The sequence below is a fragment of the Lacrimispora amygdalina genome (genome assembly GCF_900205965.1).
Classification (GTDB): Bacteria; Bacillota; Clostridia; order Lachnospirales; family Lachnospiraceae; genus Lacrimispora; species Lacrimispora amygdalina_A.
This window is the reverse complement of record NZ_OAOF01000039.1, coordinates 1-20,295: the sequence shown is the minus strand read 5'-3', so window position 1 is coordinate 20,295 and position 20,295 is coordinate 1. Positions and strand designations below refer to the sequence as shown.

Below are 20,295 nucleotides of genomic sequence, written 5' to 3'. Positions count from 1 at the left end.
GGTAACATGTGCAGCTGACTGTCACTAATAGGTCGAGGGCTTAACCAAGTTGGTTTAGGTCGCCAGAGCACTTAACGAGGTATTTTCGAGTTTAGTGCGAGGCATATCAAAACACTTAGTGAGGTATTATCGAGCTTAGTATTTTGATTAAGAGGAAAGAACGGATGAAAGATATATAACAATGTGTGGTTTTGAGGGTATATGCCCAATAAAAGAATAGATCATAAGCGCGAGTGGCTCAGTTGGTGGAGTACGACCTTGCCAAGGTCGGGGTCGCGGGTTCGAGTCCCGTCTCGCGCTTTTTATGTAGATTTCTCGGTTTGGGGAATCTTTTTTATTTATATATAAAAGAACTTAAAGCATTAGATAGTTAAGGTGCATTATAATATAGTTTTTTGATAAGCGATGAGATAATACCATGGTGTTTATTACTCCTTTTTTGCTATATTAAGTTGTAGCAAAGGAGGAGCTTTTTAGTTACCAGATACTGAAACGCAGTTTTATAAGAAAAGGATTAAATACCGGGGAAATCTAAGTTTGCTGATTAACTGGGAGTTGTATCAGCAAACTGATAATTAAATGACAATTATCCAATGTCATATAGTTTACTGTTGAATTATTCCATTGTATTTACGAAGTAAACGGGTGGCCAGTATGGAGAACAAAATCTAACCAAAGCAGTTGGACGGCTATTTTGTTCAGCTGCTTTGGTTAATTAATTATCTGGTGAATTGTATGATTAAGAGCTTAATTTTTGAATCAATACTGAAGCGTTAGAGTTTATTTGTGTTCCTCCAGCCAAAGTCTGTAGTGTAACTGCTGCAGCGCTTGTATGATTTCGTATCGTTATGACATCTGCTGCGGCTGCAGTAATAATTACCATACCTGGATTCGGTTGTGTTCCTGCTCCTGATCCATATACTGCTCCAGCAACGGGAGCTCCATTTTGAAAGACAGTAAATTGATTTGGTTCAACGCCTGCGGCATAAAACCAAACTGCGTAGTTACCAGCGCTACTAAATTGGATGGTAGATGTTCCGGGTGCATGTGTGATGGTACCGACGATAATGCCATTTGTACTAAACAGTATATCTGCCTCTAAAGCAACCACTTGAGCATCCAGGTTGTAGATATAAGCATATTCTGATAATCCCGCGGCACCGGCAGGTCCAGTCGGCCCGGTGTCACCAGTCGGCCCAGCTGGCCCAGTGTCACCAGCCGGCCCAATAGGGCCAGTGCTTCCAACAGGTCCAGTCGGCCCGGTGTCACCAGTCGGTCCAGTCGGTCCGGTGTCACCAGCCGGCCCAATAGGGCCAGTGCTCCCAGCAGGTCCAGTGTCACCAGTCGGTCCAGTCGGTCCGGTGTCACCAGTCGGTCCAATAGGTCCGGTGTCGCCAGAAGGTCCAATAGGACCAGTACTTCCAGCAGGTCCAGTCGGTCCGGTGTCACCAGTCGGTCCAATAGGCCCAGTGTCCCCAGTAGATCCAGTAGGGCCTTGAGTGCCAGTGGCCCCGATAGGACCAGTAGCGCCAGTAGGCCCGGTAGGTCCAGAGGGACCTTGAGCCCCAGTAGCTCCGGTAGGTCCAGAGGGACCTTGAGCCCCAGTAGCGCCAGTAGGCCCGGTAGGTCCAGAGGGACCTTGAGCCCCAGTAGCTCCGGTAGGTCCAGAGGGACCTTGAGCCCCAGTAGCGCCGGTAGCTCCGGTAGGTCCAGAGGGACCTTGAGCCCCAGTAGCGCCAGTAGATCCGGTAGGTCCAGTGGGGCCAGTAGCCCCAGTCGGCCCTACACAACGGCAGCATTAGCATTGACAAGGATTACAATTTATATTTCCATGATTGCAGCATCTATCTGATGAGCATTTATTTGTGCCACAACAATCGTGTATATTCATTACATGAAATTCCTTAGGTTGCATAATATTCCCCTCCATAAATCAGTAGACATCGTAATTTTACGCCCAATCTATTATATTCAAAATATTTTAAATAGGGATTAGACTGGTTTTAATGGAAAAAAGACAACTGAAAGGAGTTTTCAAAGAACCAATCACCTAAAATCCAGTATTTATATAAAAAACAGTAATTGAGATATTTACAGACCAGAAAGATGTGATTATTGATTTGTACTGACAGCGGCCCCCTAAGAGCATGTAGCGATCTTAACAAACACATCTATGGTATTTACGTGAATAGGTGAAATCATAACCGTTAAATAGTCGTAATAACCGAATATGTTGAATATTTGCATCATAAACAATAACGCCCCAACCCAATCTAAAAAAAAATATAATGTAATCAACGGGTAGATCTTAGCCTGCTGGTTACTATTCTAATTATGATCACCAGAAAACATATTCGTTCTGCATAATTATATCAATATCACCCAGGCTATAAGTGATCCTGCATAAGAAACTATTTGTTGGTAAACTAAGAGCTGTCCAATAGTAGAAAATAAAAATGAAAGGGGTAGAAGTATGAGTGAAGTAGGAAATTGGGTATTGGAGGAATTTGCTCCATGTGAACTCCCCAAAGAGGTAGCTGAAGGATTTGAACAAGTAATGAGTAAACTTGTTGGAGTTCACTACACGCCGCTGCTTTATGCGGCAACGCAAATTGTGGCAGGTAAAAATCATATGATAATTTGCAAAAGCCTTCCCGCAGTTTTGAATCCACAAAGCAGCCTGGTTAGTGTATATCTACACGAAGCGTTGCCTGCAGATGGTGGTGACTTCCAGCTACTATCAGTACAACAAATTAGAATAGGTATTTAATATGCGCAGGATTTTCCTGTCTTAAATTTAAAAAGAGAAAAAGAAATTGAAGGAGGTTATTATTATGGCATATCCAGTATCTGATTTTATAGCAGCAAAAATAGGTGAGAATTCAAGTGCAGAACGCAAAGATGGAATGTCAGTAAACTCTGAGGTGACAATCAATGGCTCCTCAAATTTATATGACATTATAAGATTTAATGATAAAGGGTGTGTATATGGTATAACATTAACTGGTTCTCCGGGATTTTATGATTTTGTTCTTAGTGTGGATGCACAGGGACCGGAAGGATTTTTTTCCGGTGCAGGCTATTTGGCATTTACCGACAAGAGCGGAGATACTTATAAATTAAGTATTTACAGCAGTACACGGTCAGTACATACAGTAAGATATAACAGCCAACAACCTGAAATCGTGAAAATAGAGTGGAGCAATACTTAAACTTAAATGATATAATAAAAATTCTATATTTAGCCGGAAACGGGTTTTTTATTCGTTTCCGGTTTTTTTGCGTTGATATAAAAGTAAACTAAAAAAAAATAAAATAATTTTTTTTGTTTAAGTTACTAAATTGTTCTGTTTTTGAACATAAGATCTCAGCTTATGATAGACTTGCAATTTACATAACATGTTATATTTATCGCGATTCATTCGTATTCTGCCGAAAATAGTCACAGCTTGAAATAGTACTATTATACTGATTGCGCAATTTATGGTCTGAAAAGTGGTCGATCCGGTGACAGTTGACAAAGAAATATAAAATAAAATACAATAAATGTACAGTGAAAAACCGATTTAAATGATTATAATTGTGCAAAACGAACAAAAAAAGTGAAAGATATTATGAGGAGGGATACGATGTTAAAAAAATCATTAACAATCAATGGAACCAAGACAATTCTTGTTACTGAGGCGGAAGATAAGCTGTCGGATGTGTTAAGAAAGCAGCTTGGACTTACCGGTACAAAAGTGGGATGCGGAATTGGAGAATGCGGCTCCTGTTCTGTGATTTTGAATGGAAAACTGGTGAGATCGTGTATTACCAGGATGAAAAAAGTCGAAGAGAACTCTGAGATAATTACAATTGAAGGAGTCGGTACAAAGGACCGCCTTCATCCGCTTCAGATTGCCTGGATGGTTCATGGTGGAGCTCAGTGTGGATACTGTACTCCCGGATTTATCGTTTCAGCCAAAGTTCTTCTGGACCAGAATGATAATCCCACAAGAGAGGAAGTCAGGGAATGGTTCCAGAAGAACAGGAATCTTTGCCGATGCACCGGTTACAAACCTTTAGTGGATTCGGTTATGGACGCTGCTAAATTAATGAGAGGCGAGATAGAGGTCAAGGATATCTGGAAGAAGATTCCGGAAGGTGCCTCCTTGATGGGAACAGAATACATACGTCCATCTGCACTGGCCAAAGTTACAGGAACCTGGGATTTTGGAGCAGACTTAGGCTTAAAGCTTCCTTCCAACACCCTGCATGCAAAGCTGGTTCAGGCTGATGTCTCTCACGCCAATATTATTTCCATAGACACATCAGAAGCGGAACAGGTTCCGGGCGTATACGCAGTATTAACATATAAAGATGTGAAGGGCACAAACCGGATTAATGGTCTGGCATTTCCAACCAATAAAGGTGACGGGTTAGACCGCCCAATCTTAAATGATAAGAAAGTATTCCAGTTTGGTGATGCACTTGCAATTGTTCTTGCCGAGAACGAAAAGGCAGCTCATACAGGTGTGGATAAAGTAAAAGTGGAACTGGAAGTACTGCCCGCGTACATGAACGCACCGGATGCCATGGCAGAAGACGCGATTGAAATCCATCCTGGCACGCCTAATGTTTACTTTGAAAATTATATTGCAAAGGGGAAGGAGACCGCTCCGATTATGGAGAGTGCTCCCTATGTGGCAGAGGACAGCTTTTATGTTCAGAGGCAGCCACATCTGCCCATTGAACCCGACGTAGGATTTGCTTACGTAGATGATGACGGCAAATTAATTATTCATTCCAAGAGTATTGCAATTCATTTTCATGCCCTGATGATAGCAGAAGGTGTGGGGATGAAGCCGGAGGATGTTTATATTGTACAGAATAATACAGGTGGAACATTTGGTTATAAATTCAGCCCCACAATTGAAGCTCTGCTGGGGGTAGCCACTCTTGCAACAGGCCGTCCGGTATATCTTGAATTTAATATGTTCCAGCAGATTACCTATACAGGTAAGAGGTCACCGTTCTGGACTACCATGAAGATGGCTGCTGACAAGGAAGGGAAACTTCTGGCCATGGAATCTGACTGGAGTGTGGATCATGGTCCTTATTCTGAATTTGGTGATTTACTGACACAGAGAGGCTTCCAGTTCGGTGGTGCGGGCTATCACATTCCCAATATACGGGGAAATGGAAGAACTGTATGTACGAATCATGGATGGGGTTCTGCTTTCCGCGGTTATGGAGCACCGGAAATAATGTTCCCATCAGAAGTATTAATTGATGAACTGGCAGAAAAAGTGGGGATGGATCCGTTTGAATTCCGTTATAAGAATATTTATAGAGAAGGTGACACAACGCCTACGAGCTGCCAGCCTGATGTATACTGCCTGGAAGGATTGTTTGAAAAGGCCCGCCCGGTATATGAGGAAGCGAAAAAGAATGCAGCACGGAAAAATGAAGAAAGTAAAGATAAGAAATATGGGGTTGGTATTACCGTTAATATCTATGGATGCGGTCTGGATGGTCCGGATACTTCTGAAGCCTGGGCAGAGCTTACTCCCAAAGGGGTTTCAGTTGGCAACTCCTGGGAGGATCATGGACAGGGTGCAGATATCGGCACTTTGACCTATGCTCATGAGACATTAAAGCCGTTAAATCTGAAACCGGAACAGATTGATCTGGTTATGAATGACATGACAAAGACACCCAACAGTGGACCTTCCGGCGGCAGCCGCCAGAACCTGGTTACCGGCAATGCTACTACGGCAGCCTGCAGAAACTTACTGGAAGCAATGAAAAAAGAAGATGGTACCTACCGTACTTATGAAGAAATGGTAGAGGAGGGACTGGAATTAAAATACCATGGTAAATGGACTGCCCCATGTACCGATACTCCGCCTGAAGGAGGACAGGGAAATCCGTTTGCAGGATATATGTACGGAGTCTGTGTTGCAGAGGTAGAGGTTGATTTAAACACCGGAAAGACAAAGGTGGAGAAGATGACTCTGGCCTCTGATGTTGGAACAATTATTAATAAACTGGCTGTTGACGGACAGATGTACGGAGGACTTGTTCAGGGAATTGGTCTTGCCTTATCAGAAGATTTCGATGATTTAAAAAAGCATACAACACTCACCCGTTGTGGTATCCCGCAGATTAAAGATGTACCAGATGTAATACAGCTGATGTATACGGAAACAAAAAGACCGAATAACTTTTACGGTGCTTCCGGTGCTGGTGAAATGCCTCTTGCTGCTCCACATGCAGCCATTATCAATGCAATCTACAATGCATGCGGTGTCAGAGTGACACATTTACCGGCGCTTCCTGAAAAGGTCCTTGCCGGACTGAAGAAATAATTGAAATCAGGAATTGGGAAGTGACTGCATTTCCCAATTCCTGTTTCAATTTAAGGAAACTGATAGGAGGGCTTTCATGGATCTGGATAAATTATTGGAAATCAGCAATCAGTGTATTCACAATGAACCGCCGGAATGTACCGCCTCCTGTCCGGTTCATCTGGATGTGATTGCATTTGTATCAGAAATAGAAAAGGGAGATTTTGAAAAAGCATACAGATTGCTGGAAAGCAGACTTCCTCTTCCCAGACTGCTGGGAAAGATCTGCGATCATCCTTGTGAAAATGTTTGTTCCAGAAAGGATGCAGGAGGAAGTATTCATATCGGTGAACTGGAACGGGCAGTGATTGAACTGGGGTATAAACCTCCGAAAAAGGCAATTCCCATACCTAAGAAAAAGGGGAATGTAGCGATAATCGGTGGGGGATTGAGCGGACTTTGTGCTGCGTTGGATTTAAATAAAAAAGGCTATCTGGTAACAATATTTGAAAAAAATAAACGGATTGGTGGGAGATTCTGGGATTATGAAGGAAACGGATTATTAAAAGAGGAAATAGAAGCTGAGCTGGAACAAATTGAAAAAAGCGGGATAAAAATAATCTGTGGGACTGAAGTGACGGAAGAGAAACGAAAGGAACTTATGGGGCAGTTTGATGCCCTGTATCTGGGAACGGGAAACTGGAGCAGACAATTTTCCCCAGATCCGGTCACCTTCCAGGCAGAGGAACCACCGCTATTTGTTGGCGGTAAGCTTTCCGGGTGTCAGGATTCTGTTATATTATCTGCCAGTTCCGGAAAGAGAGCAGCGGTTTCCATTGACCGGTTTATCAGTAAAAGCTCCATGATGGCATCCCGGGAGCGGGAGGGTGTCTTTAAGACATTATTGAATTATTCTGTGAAAGATGAAATATGGGAGGAGCCAGTTAAAAAAGAGACCGGGATATATTCCGGGAGCGAAGCAGAAAAAGAAGCAGGCCGGTGCTTTAAATGCCAGTGCAATGAATGTATCAGGGCATGCAGCCATATGCAGAAGTTTGACATCACGCCCAATGCGTATATAAGAAGAATTAACCACAATGAGCGGATCATTCTTGGAACACATTTTGCTAACAAAATGATCAATTCCTGTACGGAATGCGGATTATGCAAGGTACAATGCCCAGTTGGGATTGGAATGCAGGATATTATTCATGAAACCCGAAAGAGCATGGTGGAGCGAGGGAAGATGCCATTATCCGCCCATGATTTCGCACTGAAGGATATGCAGTTTTCCATGAGTGAAGATTGTTCAATGGTCAGAAGACAACCGGATAAGGAACAGTCAAAAGCTCTCTTTTATTATCCTGTGCTGGCTTTCTCCCAATACGCGAGAGGACTGTATAAAGGTTCAGGGAAGACTGGATATTTATTTTATCCCGGATGTCAGCTGAGTGCCACACATGCAAAGTATATCGGGCAGATGTATAAACATCTGGTGGGTGTGATCAAGGAGCATGAAGCCGAGAAAGATGTGGGGATGTATCTGGGATGCTGTGGTGCTCCCGCGGACTGGGCAGGAAGGCAGGATCTGATGCAGGAAAATGTCAACAAGATAAAGAAAGTCTGGGATGAGATGGATCAGCCTGTATTTATTCTGGCATGTACCAGCTGCATGAGTATGTTTGAAAAATATATGCCCATGATCCGGACTGTTTCCTTATGGGAAATACTGGACCAGTACGGTTTGCCGGAAGTCGATATTAAGCAGGGAAAAAGGGTTCTGAATATCCACGATGCATGTACTGCCAGATATCATACTAATATTCATGAGAGCATAAGAAATATAGCAAAAACGCTGGGTTATAAGATAGAGGAACTTGATTATTCCAGAGAAAAGGCAAAATGCTGCGGATATGGCGGTTTGGTTTCCAATGCCAATAAGGAACAGGCAGAGACATTTGTATCTGACCGGGTTAGCGAAGCCAGTCAGGATCTTCTTGTTTACTGTGCGATGTGTAAGGATTCTCTTATGAGAGGGAATAAACGGGTATATCATATTCTGGATATTATTTATGGAAATGAATTAGAAGATGATTCGCCCCAGACCATTCTTACTTTATCAGACAGGCATAATAACAGAAGAAAATTAAAGAAAAATCTGCTGGAAGAGATATGGAAGGAAAAACAGGATATGGAAACAGGTTGTGATTTTGAAGGAATAATACCGGAAGATGTTCTGGCCGTCATGGATGAGCGGTTTATTCTGACTGATGATGTCTGGAAGGTTGTTGATCATTCCAGAAAGTACAACGAACGGTTCTTTATGCCGGATACATGCAATTACCTGGCCAGATTAAGACTTGAGAATGTGACATACTGGGTCCAATATGAAGAAAAAGGAAACAAGATTATTGTCAAACAGGTATACAGCCACCGGATGGAAGTATTGGAGGAATAAAAGTGGAAGCTGACAAGAATGAGAAGAATCCATGGATGTGCGGCAGATGCCAAAGAGCGCTTGTTTTAGAGAAGGTAAAAGTACGGTATCTGGAAGGTAACTTTGAAGTTGAGCTTTATAAATGCCCGCAATGCAGTCAGGTATTTATCAGTGAGGAACTGGCTTTGGGAAAGATGCTGGAGGTAGAAAAGGGATTGGAGGATAAATAATTGGAAAGCTGCAATGCTTATGAAAGCAGATGCATGAGCGATGTTATGGGCTGTACACTAAGGCCTGGAGAATTCAGACTGACAAAGAAAGCAGTGGAGTTCTGCCATATTACCTCTGAACATAAAATCCTTGATCTGGGCTGTGGAATGGGAGCCAGCATTGGATTTTTATATCAGAATTATAATATGAAAGCGGTTGGAATTGATCCGTCTGAAAAGCTGTTGGGTATAGCAAGAGAGAATTGTCCGTCTGCCAGATTCCTGTCAGGTACTGGAGATTTTCTTCCCTTTGAAAATGATAGTTTCGATTTTGTGCTGGCAGAGTGTACATTATCACTTATGAATGACATTGGTAAAACCTTAAGAGAAGTAAGGCGCGTTTTGAATAACGGAGGCTGGTTTGCAATTACCGATGTATACGCTAAAAAACCTGATGAAGCAGAAACGCTGCGAAGCAGCCCGGTGGTAAGCTGCATGAGAGGGCTTCATGATCTGGAAAAGCTTCAGAAAAACTTAACAGATCTTGGGTTTCATATCTGTATTCTGGAAGACTGCAGTGATTTGTTAAAAGAACTGATGGTAAAAATTATTTTTCAGTTTGGATCCATGGACGTATTTTGGAACAAAGCGGCGGGAAGTCAGACTTGTGAGACGGGAACTTTATTCCATCAGAAAATAAAACAATGCAAACCAGGGTATTTCTTGATGATCTGCAGAAAGGATGAGTATTATGGATGATTTGAATTTTAAAATATTTAAGCTGTCTGCATCAGGCTTTTGCTGTACTCAGGTTATGATGAAACTGGCCCTCGATGATGAAGAGAGCGAAAATCATGATTTGATCCGGGCGCTACAGGGGCTTTGCAAAGGAATTGGGGGTAACCAGAAAACCTGTGGTGTTTTAACCGGAGGAATCGGAATCCTGGGATTATATGCAGGAAAAGGCAGAGAAACCGAATACTCAAATGAGCATTTTTCACGTATGATTGACGAATTCTGCCAGTGGTTTGAAATTGAATTTGGAAGTCTGGACTGTCAGGACCTGATTGGAGTGACGAGCTTTAAGGATGGAAACCAGGCATATCAGGTAAAGTGCGGCGATATTCTTGCAAAAAGTTATTTAAAGGTCTGCGAAATTCTATTTGAATATGGATTTGACTATGGGAACAGGGAGAGAGAAGATGGTGTCTGATCAATATGAAACAGAAAGTCTGTGTCCGGTCTGCCTGAAAAAAATACCTGCTTTTATCCTTACAGAGAATGATGTCGCTTATATGTATAAAATCTGTCCGGATCATGGTCGTTCAACATCGGTTTTGTGGCGGAGTAAAATTCCAATAAGCAGCTGGATACGGAACAAAGAAAGAGCGTTTATTAAAAATCCCGTAACAAGTGTGAAACAAGGTTGTCCGTTTGATTGCGGACTCTGCGAAGAACACCGGCAGCATACCTGTACGGCTTTGCTTGAGGTGACACAAAACTGCAATTTAAACTGCAGATTCTGTTTTGCAGATTCTCACCCCGCAAAGGAAAAAGAACCGTCCTTAGAAGACCTTCGTAAACAATACCAAACGGTTTTTAAAGTTTCCGGCAGCTGTAATATCCAGCTGTCGGGGGGAGAACCAACGGTGAGAGATGACCTTCCGGATATTGTCAGAATGGGGACAGAACTGGGGTTTTCTTTTATCCAGCTCAATACCAATGGAATCCGTATCGCAGATGAGGAGGACTATGTACGAAGGCTGAAACAGTCAGGGCTGAGCTCGGTTTTCTTACAATTTGACGGGATCAGTGATGAAATATATAAAAAACTCAGGGGACGGCCGCTGTTTGAAAAAAAAGTAAAAGCAATTGAAAATTGCAGAAAGTTTGGAATTGGAGTGGTATTGGTTCCAACACTGGTTCCTGGAGTTAACACAGGTCAGATTGGAGAAATAATCAGGTTTGCAATCGACCAGGCTCCGGCGGTAAGAGGGGTTCATTTCCAGCCTGTCAGCTACTTTGGACGGATGCCTCATGCGCCTTCCGATGAAGACCGCATCACCCTGCCGGAAGTCATGGAAGAAGTAACGAAACAAACAGGTGGAATGGTAAGTGCCCAAAGCATGAAACCACCGGGGTGTGAGAATTCTCTTTGCTCTTTTCATGGCAATTATATCATTGAAGGAAATGTATTAAATCCTGTCACCAAACGTGAAAGCTGCTGTTGCGGTACTACGCAGGCAGAGGAAGGGGCAAAAAAGGCGAAAGCATTTGTGGCGAGAAACTGGACCGGTCATGACTGCGAAACAGGTGAGCAGCAAAAGGTTTCTTCTGACTGGGATATGATACTGCAAAAGATTCAGAGGAATTCTTTTAGTATCTCTGCCATGGCATTTCAGGATGCATGGAATGTCAATTTAGAACGGATTAAAGACTGTTGTATTCACGTTGTGACCGGGGATCTAAGACTCATACCGTTTTGCATGTACCATTTAACAAATACAGAAGGAAGGTCTCTTTATAGAAATCTGGAAAAGGGGTCATTATATGAAGCTGACGCCGTTAGAACCATGGATCCTTGAAAAAACCGGTATCCATGAAAAAAGCAGAGTGGCACTTGAGGAATATCAAATAAAGCAGTTAGTGGAGACACTGCATTATGCAAAAGATAAGAGCAGATATTATAAAAGAAAGCTGGAAAAATTCAATATTGACTCTATTAAAACAATCAGTGATTTTCATACAATACCCTTTACATACCCGGAAGATATAAAGAAAAAATCCACGGATTTTTTGTGTGTATCGGAAAAGGAAATAAAGCGTATCGTTACGCTCAATACTTCCGGAACAAGCGGGGAGGAAAAACGGATCTATTTTACAGAAGAAGATTTAAATCAGACCATTGATTTTTTTCAGTATGGTATGAAATGTCTGACTGATTCCACTGACCGCGTCCTTGTGCTGCTTCCAGGCAGGGCTTACGGAAGCATTGGGGATCTTTTAAAAAAGGCACTGGCATTATCGGATATAGATTGTATCGTTCATGGAGTCTTAAAAAATCCGGATGAAGTGGAGCAGATCATAATTGAGAACAACATTTCCTGTATTGTGGGAATCCCTATGCAGATCCTGTACTTAAGCCGCCTGAAAGGTGAAATATTCGGAAAATATATAAAAAAGGTTCTGCTGAGTACAGATTATGTGCCGGATGTTTTGATCAGGGAGTTGGAATGCAGATTTCAATGTGCTGTTTTTAATCATTATGGTATGACGGAAATGGGGTATGGAGGCGGCGTAGAATGCCAGGCATTAGCAGGCTATCATCTGCGTGAAGGGGATTTATACTTTGAAATTATCGACCCGATAACAGGAGAACCAGTGGAAGACGGTCAGTATGGGGAGGTGGTATTTACTACCTTTCGCAGGCAGGCTATGCCTCTTATCCGGTACCGGACCGGTGATCGGGCACGTTTTTCCCCTAATCTGTGTTCCTGCAAAACGTTTTTAAGAACAATGGACAAAGTGACAGGCAGATTGACCAATAAAGTAATTTTCAGTAATTCTCAGGAGATACAATTGAGAGACTTAGACGAAATTATTTTAAAATATGGGGAAGTGTTGGATTATACTGCTTCATATTCTGAAACAGATACCCTGTTGATCTGTCTCACTTTAATAAATGGAGATACCTTTGTAAAGCTTCAGGAAGAAATTATGGAGCAAATCCATAGTGGGTGGAACGTCAATGTATTTATGGCCTGGAAGCCTGACAGCAGGACACTGAATATTACCAATAGTATGAGAAAAAGAAGTATGATAAAACTGCAGAAAGGTGGGGGAAAAGATGGATGATTGTTTCGAAAAAATGATCACTTTACTGAGGGAAAGACAGGATTTTGTTGTAGCGACCATTGTGAGTAAATCTGGATCCGCACCAAGAGTAACAGGAACCAAAATGATAATCAGACGGGATTTCACCTTAATCGGTTCCATTGGGGGCGGAATGATGGAGGCTATGGTAACGAAGCTTTCATCCGGGGTTTTTGAAAGCAGGGAATATGTTCTGAAGGATTTTATTCTCTTAGATAAGGCGGATTCTGCTATGGATATGGTCTGCGGCGGCGGAGTGAAAGTTCTGATTGAATATGTGGACCCATATGATGCGGACGCTGTGAGAATCTATGAAAAGGCAGCTGAACTTAAGAAGCAGGGAACGGAGTTCGTACTTATCACAATGGTTCACCAGCATATTCCATTTATAACCGGGAAGGATAAATGGATCTGTACGGAAACTGCTTTCTACGGGGAAGAGGATTATGACGTACAACGAATTACCACTTCTATACGGGAAAACTTCAATCATATTGAGGTAGAGCTGCAGGAGATAAATGCACGTTATCTCATAGAACCATTTTACAGGTTTGAGCAGGTATGTATCATTGGAGCCGGACATATCGCACAGAAGATTGCAGCACTGACTAAGGAGTTGGGGTTTTATACTGTAGTGGTGGATGACAGAAAAGAATTTGCCAGTAAAAAGAGGTTCCAGACTTCAGATGAAGTAAGGGCATTGAGATCACTTGATCATTTATCAGATAAAATCATAATAAATCATGACAGTTATATAATTATTGTAACTCGCGGCCATTCCTACGATATGAAAGTTCTGGCTCAGATGTTAAAAACAGATGCAAGATATATCGGCGTAATCGGGAGCAGCAAAAAGAGAGATTACACATATCAGGAATTGCTGCAGGAGGGCTTTACAAAAGAAGACGTGAAACGTATTTTCTGCCCGATCGGCCTTAATATCCATGCAGAGACTCCGGAAGAAATAGCAGTCAGCATTGCGGCAGAGCTTATTAAGGTAAGAAGAGGGAAGGCATATGACAGGGGATAGAATAGCAGTTATTATTATAGCAGCAGGATATTCATCCCGGATGAATGGATTTAAACCAATGTATCAGTTTAAAGACCGTACAGCAGTGGAACGGCTGATTGATACATACAGAAGTTCCGGTATCAGGGATATTTATATAGTAGTGGGACATAACAGCACAGAACTCATCAGCCGGATAAAAGATCCGGAAGTGGTATGGGTTATGAATGAGTCTTATGCAGAGGGGATGCTGACATCAATAAAAAAAGGAATAGTGGCATTGGATAAAAAAATCGGTGCATTTTTTATGCAGCCAGTAGATATTCCATTAATAAAGATAAAAACACTGGATTTTTTAACTGATACATATTATAAATGTAATAAGGGAGTAATTTATCCGGCCTTTGATGGTAAAAATGGGCACCCTCCTCTGATTAGCTGCAAATACAGTACGCTGATCACAACCAGTCCGGATGAAGGCGGACTGAAACAGATTCTTAAGAAGTTTGAAGACGATTCTGTTTGTGTACCGGTTTGTGACAAAGCTATTTTAATGGATATGGACCGGACAGAGGATTATGAAAAACTTCTGGCATATGATCGGTTAAATGCTCCGGATGTGGACGAATGCCAGGCAATCCGAAGGTACTATAATGTTCCGGAACCAGTCTGCAGACATTGTGATGCAGTGGAACGAATTGCACATATGCTCTTCATGAAGCTAAGCTTTTGCGGGATCCGTTTAGATGGAGATGCTCTTTTTGCAGCAGCCCTTTTACATGATATGGTAAGATATGAAAAAAAACATGCGGCAGCAGGTGCGGATATTGTAAGATCGATGGGATATGATTTTGTAGGTGATATAATTGCAACCCATATGGATATTGAAGTCAGAGACCGGGAACCACTGACAGAGAATGAGATTCTCTATCTGGCTGACAAGATTATTGAGGGAGACAGAATCTGCAGCCTGGATGAAAAGTTCTCTCAGGCTTTAAGAGACAAGGGAGATTCGCCAGAGGCAATTGACAATATAAAAAAACGCTGGCAGGCGGCTAAACTTATCGTCGATAAAATAGAAAGGATTACCGGTACTGGTATTCAATATGACAAAACGCATTTATCTGATCAGGCATGGAAAGATACATACAGGAAACGAGAAGAGGTATTTGGGGATTACAGATTTGCCCTTAATCAGGGAAGGGATTGACCAGGCAGAAGCTTTAATGGAATTCTTTCAGAATATGGCTATAGATTTCATTTTTACAAGTCCGTTAAAAAGATGCAGAGAAACGGCAGAAATTATTTCCGGCTGCAGCCGTAACGGGATAATTGAGGTACAGGAATTTAAGGAAATTAATTTGGGATTATGGGAAAATAAGCCGATGCAGATGATTAAAGGCAGTTACCCTGACGCATATGAAGAGAGAGGGAAGCATCTGTTAACGTTTCAGCCTCCCGGAGGGGAAAGCTTCGGGCAGCTTGCAGAAAGAGTACTGCCAGCATTTGAACACATTGTGAAACAATACTCCGGAAATATTATAATCATAGCACATGCTGGAGTTAACCGGACTATTTTAAGTAAGATACAGGGAATATCCATCCATGATTTTTTCCTGATTGAACAGCCATATGGCTGTATTTATGAGATAAGATGTATGGAGGATTCCGGTTATCAGGTGGAACAATTGACAGGAAGGAGGAAAAATTCGGATGAATCATAATGATTTTCGCACGATTATTGAAAGCTCACGAAAGAGGAGCATAGCGGCGGATATCAGCTGCGACCAGGTATACAGTAAAAAAATAATCAATAACATTGAATTACAAAAGAAATTTGCAGAAAAAAGAAATATGATTTTAACAGCCGCTCCATATATGGAGCAGTTAATTAATTTTGTTATTGATTATAATTTCTTTGTTTTATTAACAGATGGAGAAGGGTGTATCCTAAATGTATTTGGCAATGAGAAGATCCTGAATGAAGCCTTTGAACTAAAGATGGTTCCAGGTGCATACATGGACGAGGAGAGTATTGGTACTAATGCAATGGCGATTGTGCTAAAAACCGGAAGCCCTATACAATTATCCGGAGAAGATCATATCATAAAGGCATATCACAGGTGGACCTGTTCCGGCGCGCCCATCAAGGACAACCATGGAAAGCTGATTGGAGTCTTAAACCTGACAGGCTATACAGAACAGGTGCATCCCCACACTCTTGGAATGGTAATTGCCGCATCCAATGCCATTGAAGAAATGCTGAAGGTGAAAGAGTACCATAAAATGCAGAATATAAATTATAAACATATCAATACTATATTTAATTCTATGCCAGTGGCTATTATTACTTCAGATCTGGAAGGAAATGTGAAGCTATATAATAATCAGGCAACCGAGCTTTTTGGTAAAGCTGACAGCCTTATGGAAGTCACGAGGATGAATGAGCTTATTAAGAACTGGGAGTCTATGATAGAAGTCATCGTTAACGGAGAAAATGTGGAACAGGATATCAGTATTAAGAATTTCAATTGTCATCTTACGGCAAATCCTATATACAATCCTGTAGATGACAGTATAGAGATCGTGTATGTATTTGAAGAAATTAAAAAGTCAAATATTCTGGCCTATTATACGTTTGATAAAATTATCGGTGAAGATCCCAATTTCCTGAAAATCGTCCAGTATGCGAAAAAAATAGCTGACAGCAAGTCAACGATCCTGATTTTGGGCGAGAGTGGTACAGGAAAAGAAGTCTTTGCCCAGTCCATACACAATTACAGCAGCAGAATGGATGCTCCTTTTATAGCAATAAACTGTGGGGCAATACCGAAGGAGTTTATGGAGCTTGAGCTTTTCGGCTATGAAGAGGGAGCTTACGCAGGAGCTAAAAAGGGAGGCAGTCAGGGGAAGTTTGAGCAGGCGGATGGCGGGACCATATTGTTTGATGAAATCGGCGCGCTGCCTTTGGATATGCAGGTTAAACTTCAGCGGGTACTGCAGGAAGGAATTATAACCAGGATAGGCAGTCAGAAGGCAATTCCTGTTAATGTAAGAGTAATCGCAGCTACCAACAAAGATTTAAAGAAAGAAGTGGAGTCAGGAAGATTTCGGAAAGATCTATATTACCGCCTTAATGTCCTGCCGTTATATCTGCCGCCGCTGCGTGAACGAAAAAAGGACATTACTCTTCTGATACAATACTTTATGAAACTGATCTGTAATAAGCTCAATAAAAAAGAGGTGGAAATTCCAAAAGAATACTTAAAACAGATGATGAATTATAATTGGCCGGGCAATATCAGAGAACTGGAAAACATTGTGGAATTGATTGTTAATTCAGAGACCATTCCTACAGAGTACTTTAATCAGGAAAACGGTGATGGAGATAATAGTCAGGAAGAAGAAGTTTTGGACCTGGCGTATGTGGAGCGGGAACAACTGAAGAAAGTTCTTCAGAAAAACAACGGGAACATTACCAGAACAGCCAGTGATTTGGGAATCAGAAGGAATACACTTTATAGCAAAATGAAAAAGTATAATATAAAAACATAATATTAATATATAATATAAATACCCACCAGATCAATGTAACGGGCAATATTGATCCGGTGGGTATTTGTGAATGGGAATTAAAAAAAATGACAGATACCCCAAAAAAATTAAAAATATAATCGAATATAACTAGAAGAAGAGTAAATAATTTCCGGATACATGCATTTAATCCGGATAAAGGGAGGGGATAGTCCTGCGTGAACTGGATTACCTGGCTTTGGAAGCAGCACAGGATGAGAATATATTAAATTGTTTTATTGAACAACAGGAAACGGTCATTTTGTGTACTGCATCAAGAGTTACAGGACATTTTGTAACGAAAAGCGATGACGAATGGTCCATTGCCTTAAGCGCTTTTGTTGAGGCTGTTAAGGCTTATGATTTAAAACGCGGCAGTTTTTTTAATTTTGCAAAAATGGTAATACAAAGACGGTTAATTGATTATATAAGACAGCAGAAAAAATATAGAAATGAGATAACTGTAAATCCGGTACTATTTGATTCGGATTCGGCATCGGATGAAAATGATCACATTGGATATGCTGTTACTAAAAAATCATTGGAGTCTCATAAACAGGAAAGTCTTGCATTTGAAATCAATGCGGTAAATGAAATTCTTATGGATTTCGGCTTTACTTTCTTTGATCTGATAAAATCTTCTCCCAAGGCCGCGAAAACAAAAACTGCCTGCGTGAAGGCCATCTCCTTTTGCTTAGGAGATCCAATGGTTACCCAGGTATTGGAAAAAACGAAATTATTACCTGTAAAAATCATTGAAAATAATACAAAAGTACCCCGGAAAATAATAGAGCGGCATCGAAAATATATAATAGCAGCCATAGTGATACTATCCGGAGAGTATCAGGAACTTGCTGAATATCTGCGAACCATCAGAGAGGAGATGAAACGATGAAATCAGTTGTACTTGAAATAAAGGGTAAATTTGCAGCTGTTTTGTCTGATGATGGCAGCATTAAAAAAGTAAAAAATAAAAATTATGCGGTGGGTCAGGAAATCTGGTCAATACAAAAGGAAGAGGACTTTATAATGAAAAAAATATCTGTTACGAAAAAAATGGCATTATGTGCTTCCTGCGCGGCAATCATGCTGTTTAGTGCAGGCGCAGGTGTATGGGCTTATGCTGCACCATACTCTTATGTCAGCCTTGATGTTAATCCTTCTATAGAATATACGCTGAACCGTTTGGATCGGGTGATTAAGGTGAATGCAGTCAATGATGACGGTCAAGCCATATTGGCTGAACTGAATATGGCAGGTTTAAAGAATAAGTCTATTGAAGATGCCATATTGGCAACGGTACAACAGATCTCAAATGAGGGCTATTTTAAGGAAAGCAATCTTAAACCGGCGACAGCCACAGCCAGTGAAGCGTTAAAGACCGGTGAAGAAACGGCTGAGCCGGTAACAGCTACAGCTAGTCAGGCGACGGAAAACAACGGTACGGATACACAATGGGAAAAAACAATTGATGGTGGTATTGTTATTACCGTGTCAGGCGGCAATAGTAAGGTATCCGATAAAGTCGTTTCAGAAATACGTGAGGCAGTTGAGAAAGCTGTAGATGAAACGGTAGAAGTCGAGGTTTCCAGTGTCGGTTTAGCACGGGTCCGGGAAGCAAGAACTTTGGGAGTAACACCTGGTAAACTGAATTTGGTAGAGAAATTAAAGTCAAGTGCCAGCGATCCTGAAAAAATCGTAATAGAGGAATGGTTAAACAGACCTGTAAAAGACATTATGAAAGAAATAAAAAAGAATAGAAAAACAGCAGTTGCAGAGCAGCCTGAACCAACCAGTGAATCAGCCTCCGAATCTGATCCTGTATCGAACACGATGAACGAAGAAACTTCAGACGTTGGCAATGACTTGGAAGAAAGTGGTAAAGCTACAGATGTATCAGGAAAAATGAAGCCATCCGAGAGTACAAAACCAGATAAAGCAGAAAAGACTGCACAAGAAAAAGAAACAGAAAAACAGATGAAAGAAGAGATAAAGGTAAATCAGGAAATTGATAAGCAGGAAAAGGCTGAATTAAAAGAACAGAGCAAAGAGGTTAAAGAGTCGGAAAGAACACAGTCTAAGGAAGAAAAGCATAAAACTGACTCTGATAAGAGTTATGATAATGTAAAGGAAAAGAAGGAAAAGAAGGAAACGCCAGTTAAAAAATCAAATCAGGGTAATTCAAAAAAAGGGACTTAAAGAGTTATTCAGCTAATAGACATGGGAAAAAAGTAACTGCCGCAGAAGCAATATAATCATATATTGTTTCTGTGTTTTTCTAATTCATGAAAACAACTGGACTATAGAAATGTAGAATGATATGATAGATAAAAATAAGTCGGTATTGAACTGATGCTGGAAAATGGTATGAATGATGTTCTAAAGGCAAATGGATTTGCAGATTGAAGACAGCAAGGGCGGTAGTACTGAAGGTATCTGAAAACACCTTCTTCTGTGTCATGGTTGAATACTTCTTGAACAGCACATTCATAAACCGTTGCTTTTCCTTGGTGAGGTTGCAGACGGCAAAGTAGCGTGCTCGTGTAAGGTTCTGGATTGCTTTATAGTGATAGTCTCCTATGTATACCTCTTTGTTGATTCTTCCAAAACGCAGGCAGTCAGCAATGACAAAAGAGTCCACATGATCATTCTTTGGCAAGTCATTATAAGCATCTATATAAGAATTCAGCTTAATTCCATGTCAGGGGAACAGACTTATTATGAAGCAACCAACACTGGTTCAACAGGAGATGGAAGAACTATTACCTGATTGACACTAAGACAATTATATCATGGGCTTAACTAAGCCTATTGAACAAAATTAATTAAGTTATCAAGGTACATTTATGTATCTTAAAAATATTA

General features: G+C 41.2%; 18 protein-coding genes and 1 tRNA gene. 16 read left to right on the top strand and 3 right to left on the bottom strand.

What is annotated here, in order from left to right:
• Window positions 1-227: 227 nt before the first annotated feature.
• Window positions 228-300 (top strand) — tRNA-Gly (locus CRO04_RS24670).
• A gap of 439 nt (window positions 301-739) precedes the next feature.
• Here CRO04_RS24670 and CRO04_RS26980 read toward each other — a convergent pair.
• Both CRO04_RS26980 and CRO04_RS27215 read right to left on the bottom strand, forming a co-directional pair.
• Complete coding sequence (locus CRO04_RS26980) at window positions 740-1,111, bottom strand: hypothetical protein (protein WP_242974642.1); 372 nt, start codon at window positions 1,109-1,111, stop codon at window positions 740-742.
• Window positions 1,099-1,461 (bottom strand): hypothetical protein, encoded by a 363-nt coding sequence (locus CRO04_RS27215; RefSeq protein WP_330400936.1) that lies wholly within the window; start codon window positions 1,459-1,461, stop codon window positions 1,099-1,101. The genes CRO04_RS26980 and CRO04_RS27215 overlap by 13 nt, the downstream gene beginning before the upstream one ends.
• A 1,012-nt stretch (window positions 1,462-2,473) precedes the next feature.
• On the opposite strand from CRO04_RS27215, the gene CRO04_RS24660 reads away from it, so the two are divergent.
• From CRO04_RS24660 to CRO04_RS24590, 15 genes are all read left to right on the top strand, one after another.
• Window positions 2,474-2,770, top strand: a complete 297-nt coding sequence (locus tag CRO04_RS24660; RefSeq protein WP_097006907.1) for a hypothetical protein — start codon at window positions 2,474-2,476, stop codon at window positions 2,768-2,770.
• Window positions 2,771-2,834: 64 nt separating this feature from the next.
• Window positions 2,835-3,212, top strand: a complete 378-nt coding sequence (locus tag CRO04_RS24655; protein WP_097006906.1) for a hypothetical protein — start codon at window positions 2,835-2,837, stop codon at window positions 3,210-3,212.
• Between the two features lie 417 nt (window positions 3,213-3,629).
• On the top strand, window positions 3,630-6,350 hold the full coding sequence (locus CRO04_RS24650) for a molybdopterin-dependent aldehyde oxidoreductase (protein WP_097006905.1): 2,721 nt from the start codon (window positions 3,630-3,632) through the stop codon (window positions 6,348-6,350).
• Between the two features lie 76 nt (window positions 6,351-6,426).
• Window positions 6,427-8,787, top strand: a complete 2,361-nt coding sequence (locus tag CRO04_RS24645) for a pyridine nucleotide-disulfide oxidoreductase/dicluster-binding protein (protein WP_097006904.1) — start codon at window positions 6,427-6,429, stop codon at window positions 8,785-8,787.
• A 2-nt stretch (window positions 8,788-8,789) separates the two neighbouring features.
• Window positions 8,790-8,996 carry a DVU_1557 family redox protein gene (locus CRO04_RS24640; RefSeq protein ID WP_097006903.1) on the top strand — a complete coding sequence of 69 codons (207 nt, stop codon included), beginning with the start codon at window positions 8,790-8,792 and terminating at the stop codon, window positions 8,994-8,996.
• Window positions 8,997-9,734 carry a DVU_1556 family methyltransferase gene (trsM, locus tag CRO04_RS24635; protein WP_242974641.1) on the top strand — a complete coding sequence of 246 codons (738 nt, stop codon included), beginning with the start codon at window positions 8,997-8,999 and terminating at the stop codon, window positions 9,732-9,734.
• Window positions 9,727-10,188, top strand: a complete 462-nt coding sequence (locus CRO04_RS24630; RefSeq protein ID WP_097006902.1) for a DVU_1555 family C-GCAxxG-C-C protein — start codon at window positions 9,727-9,729, stop codon at window positions 10,186-10,188. The genes trsM and CRO04_RS24630 overlap by 8 nt, the downstream gene beginning before the upstream one ends.
• On the top strand, window positions 10,157-11,560 hold the full coding sequence (gene trsS / locus CRO04_RS24625) for a radical SAM (seleno)protein TrsS (protein ID WP_420323217.1): 1,404 nt from the start codon (window positions 10,157-10,159) through the stop codon (window positions 11,558-11,560). The genes CRO04_RS24630 and trsS overlap by 32 nt, the downstream gene beginning before the upstream one ends.
• Window positions 11,526-12,830 carry a DVU_1553 family AMP-dependent CoA ligase gene (locus CRO04_RS24620; RefSeq protein ID WP_097006900.1) on the top strand — a complete coding sequence of 435 codons (1,305 nt, stop codon included), beginning with the start codon at window positions 11,526-11,528 and terminating at the stop codon, window positions 12,828-12,830. Before trsS ends, CRO04_RS24620 begins: the two co-directional genes overlap by 35 nt.
• Window positions 12,823-13,878: an XdhC family aldehyde oxidoreductase maturation factor gene (locus tag CRO04_RS24615; RefSeq protein ID WP_097006899.1), complete on the top strand. Its 1,056-nt coding sequence runs from the start codon at window positions 12,823-12,825 to the stop codon at window positions 13,876-13,878. The genes CRO04_RS24620 and CRO04_RS24615 overlap by 8 nt, the downstream gene beginning before the upstream one ends.
• Window positions 13,865-15,067, top strand: coding sequence for a DVU_1551 family NTP transferase (locus tag CRO04_RS24610; RefSeq protein WP_097006898.1), 1,203 nt, complete (start codon window positions 13,865-13,867; stop codon window positions 15,065-15,067). The genes CRO04_RS24615 and CRO04_RS24610 overlap by 14 nt, the downstream gene beginning before the upstream one ends.
• Complete coding sequence (locus CRO04_RS24605) at window positions 14,964-15,581, top strand: histidine phosphatase family protein (RefSeq protein WP_097006897.1); 618 nt, start codon at window positions 14,964-14,966, stop codon at window positions 15,579-15,581. The genes CRO04_RS24610 and CRO04_RS24605 overlap by 104 nt, the downstream gene beginning before the upstream one ends.
• A complete protein-coding gene (locus CRO04_RS24600) occupies window positions 15,571-17,412 on the top strand; it encodes a sigma-54-dependent Fis family transcriptional regulator (protein WP_097006896.1) in 1,842 nt (613 codons plus the stop codon). Before CRO04_RS24605 ends, CRO04_RS24600 begins: the two co-directional genes overlap by 11 nt.
• A 217-nt stretch (window positions 17,413-17,629) precedes the next feature.
• Entirely contained in the window at window positions 17,630-18,325 is a 696-nt protein-coding gene (locus CRO04_RS24595; protein WP_166432672.1) for a sigma factor, read from the top strand.
• On the top strand, window positions 18,322-19,629 hold the full coding sequence (locus CRO04_RS24590; protein ID WP_097006894.1) for an anti-sigma factor domain-containing protein: 1,308 nt from the start codon (window positions 18,322-18,324) through the stop codon (window positions 19,627-19,629). The genes CRO04_RS24595 and CRO04_RS24590 overlap by 4 nt, the downstream gene beginning before the upstream one ends.
• Before the next feature lie 79 nt (window positions 19,630-19,708).
• On the opposite strand, the gene CRO04_RS27350 is transcribed toward CRO04_RS24590, so the two are convergent.
• Window positions 19,709-20,119 carry an IS110 family transposase gene (locus CRO04_RS27350; protein WP_334293636.1) on the bottom strand — a complete coding sequence of 137 codons (411 nt, stop codon included), beginning with the start codon at window positions 20,117-20,119 and terminating at the stop codon, window positions 19,709-19,711.
• Between the last annotated feature and the right edge of the window lie 176 nt (window positions 20,120-20,295).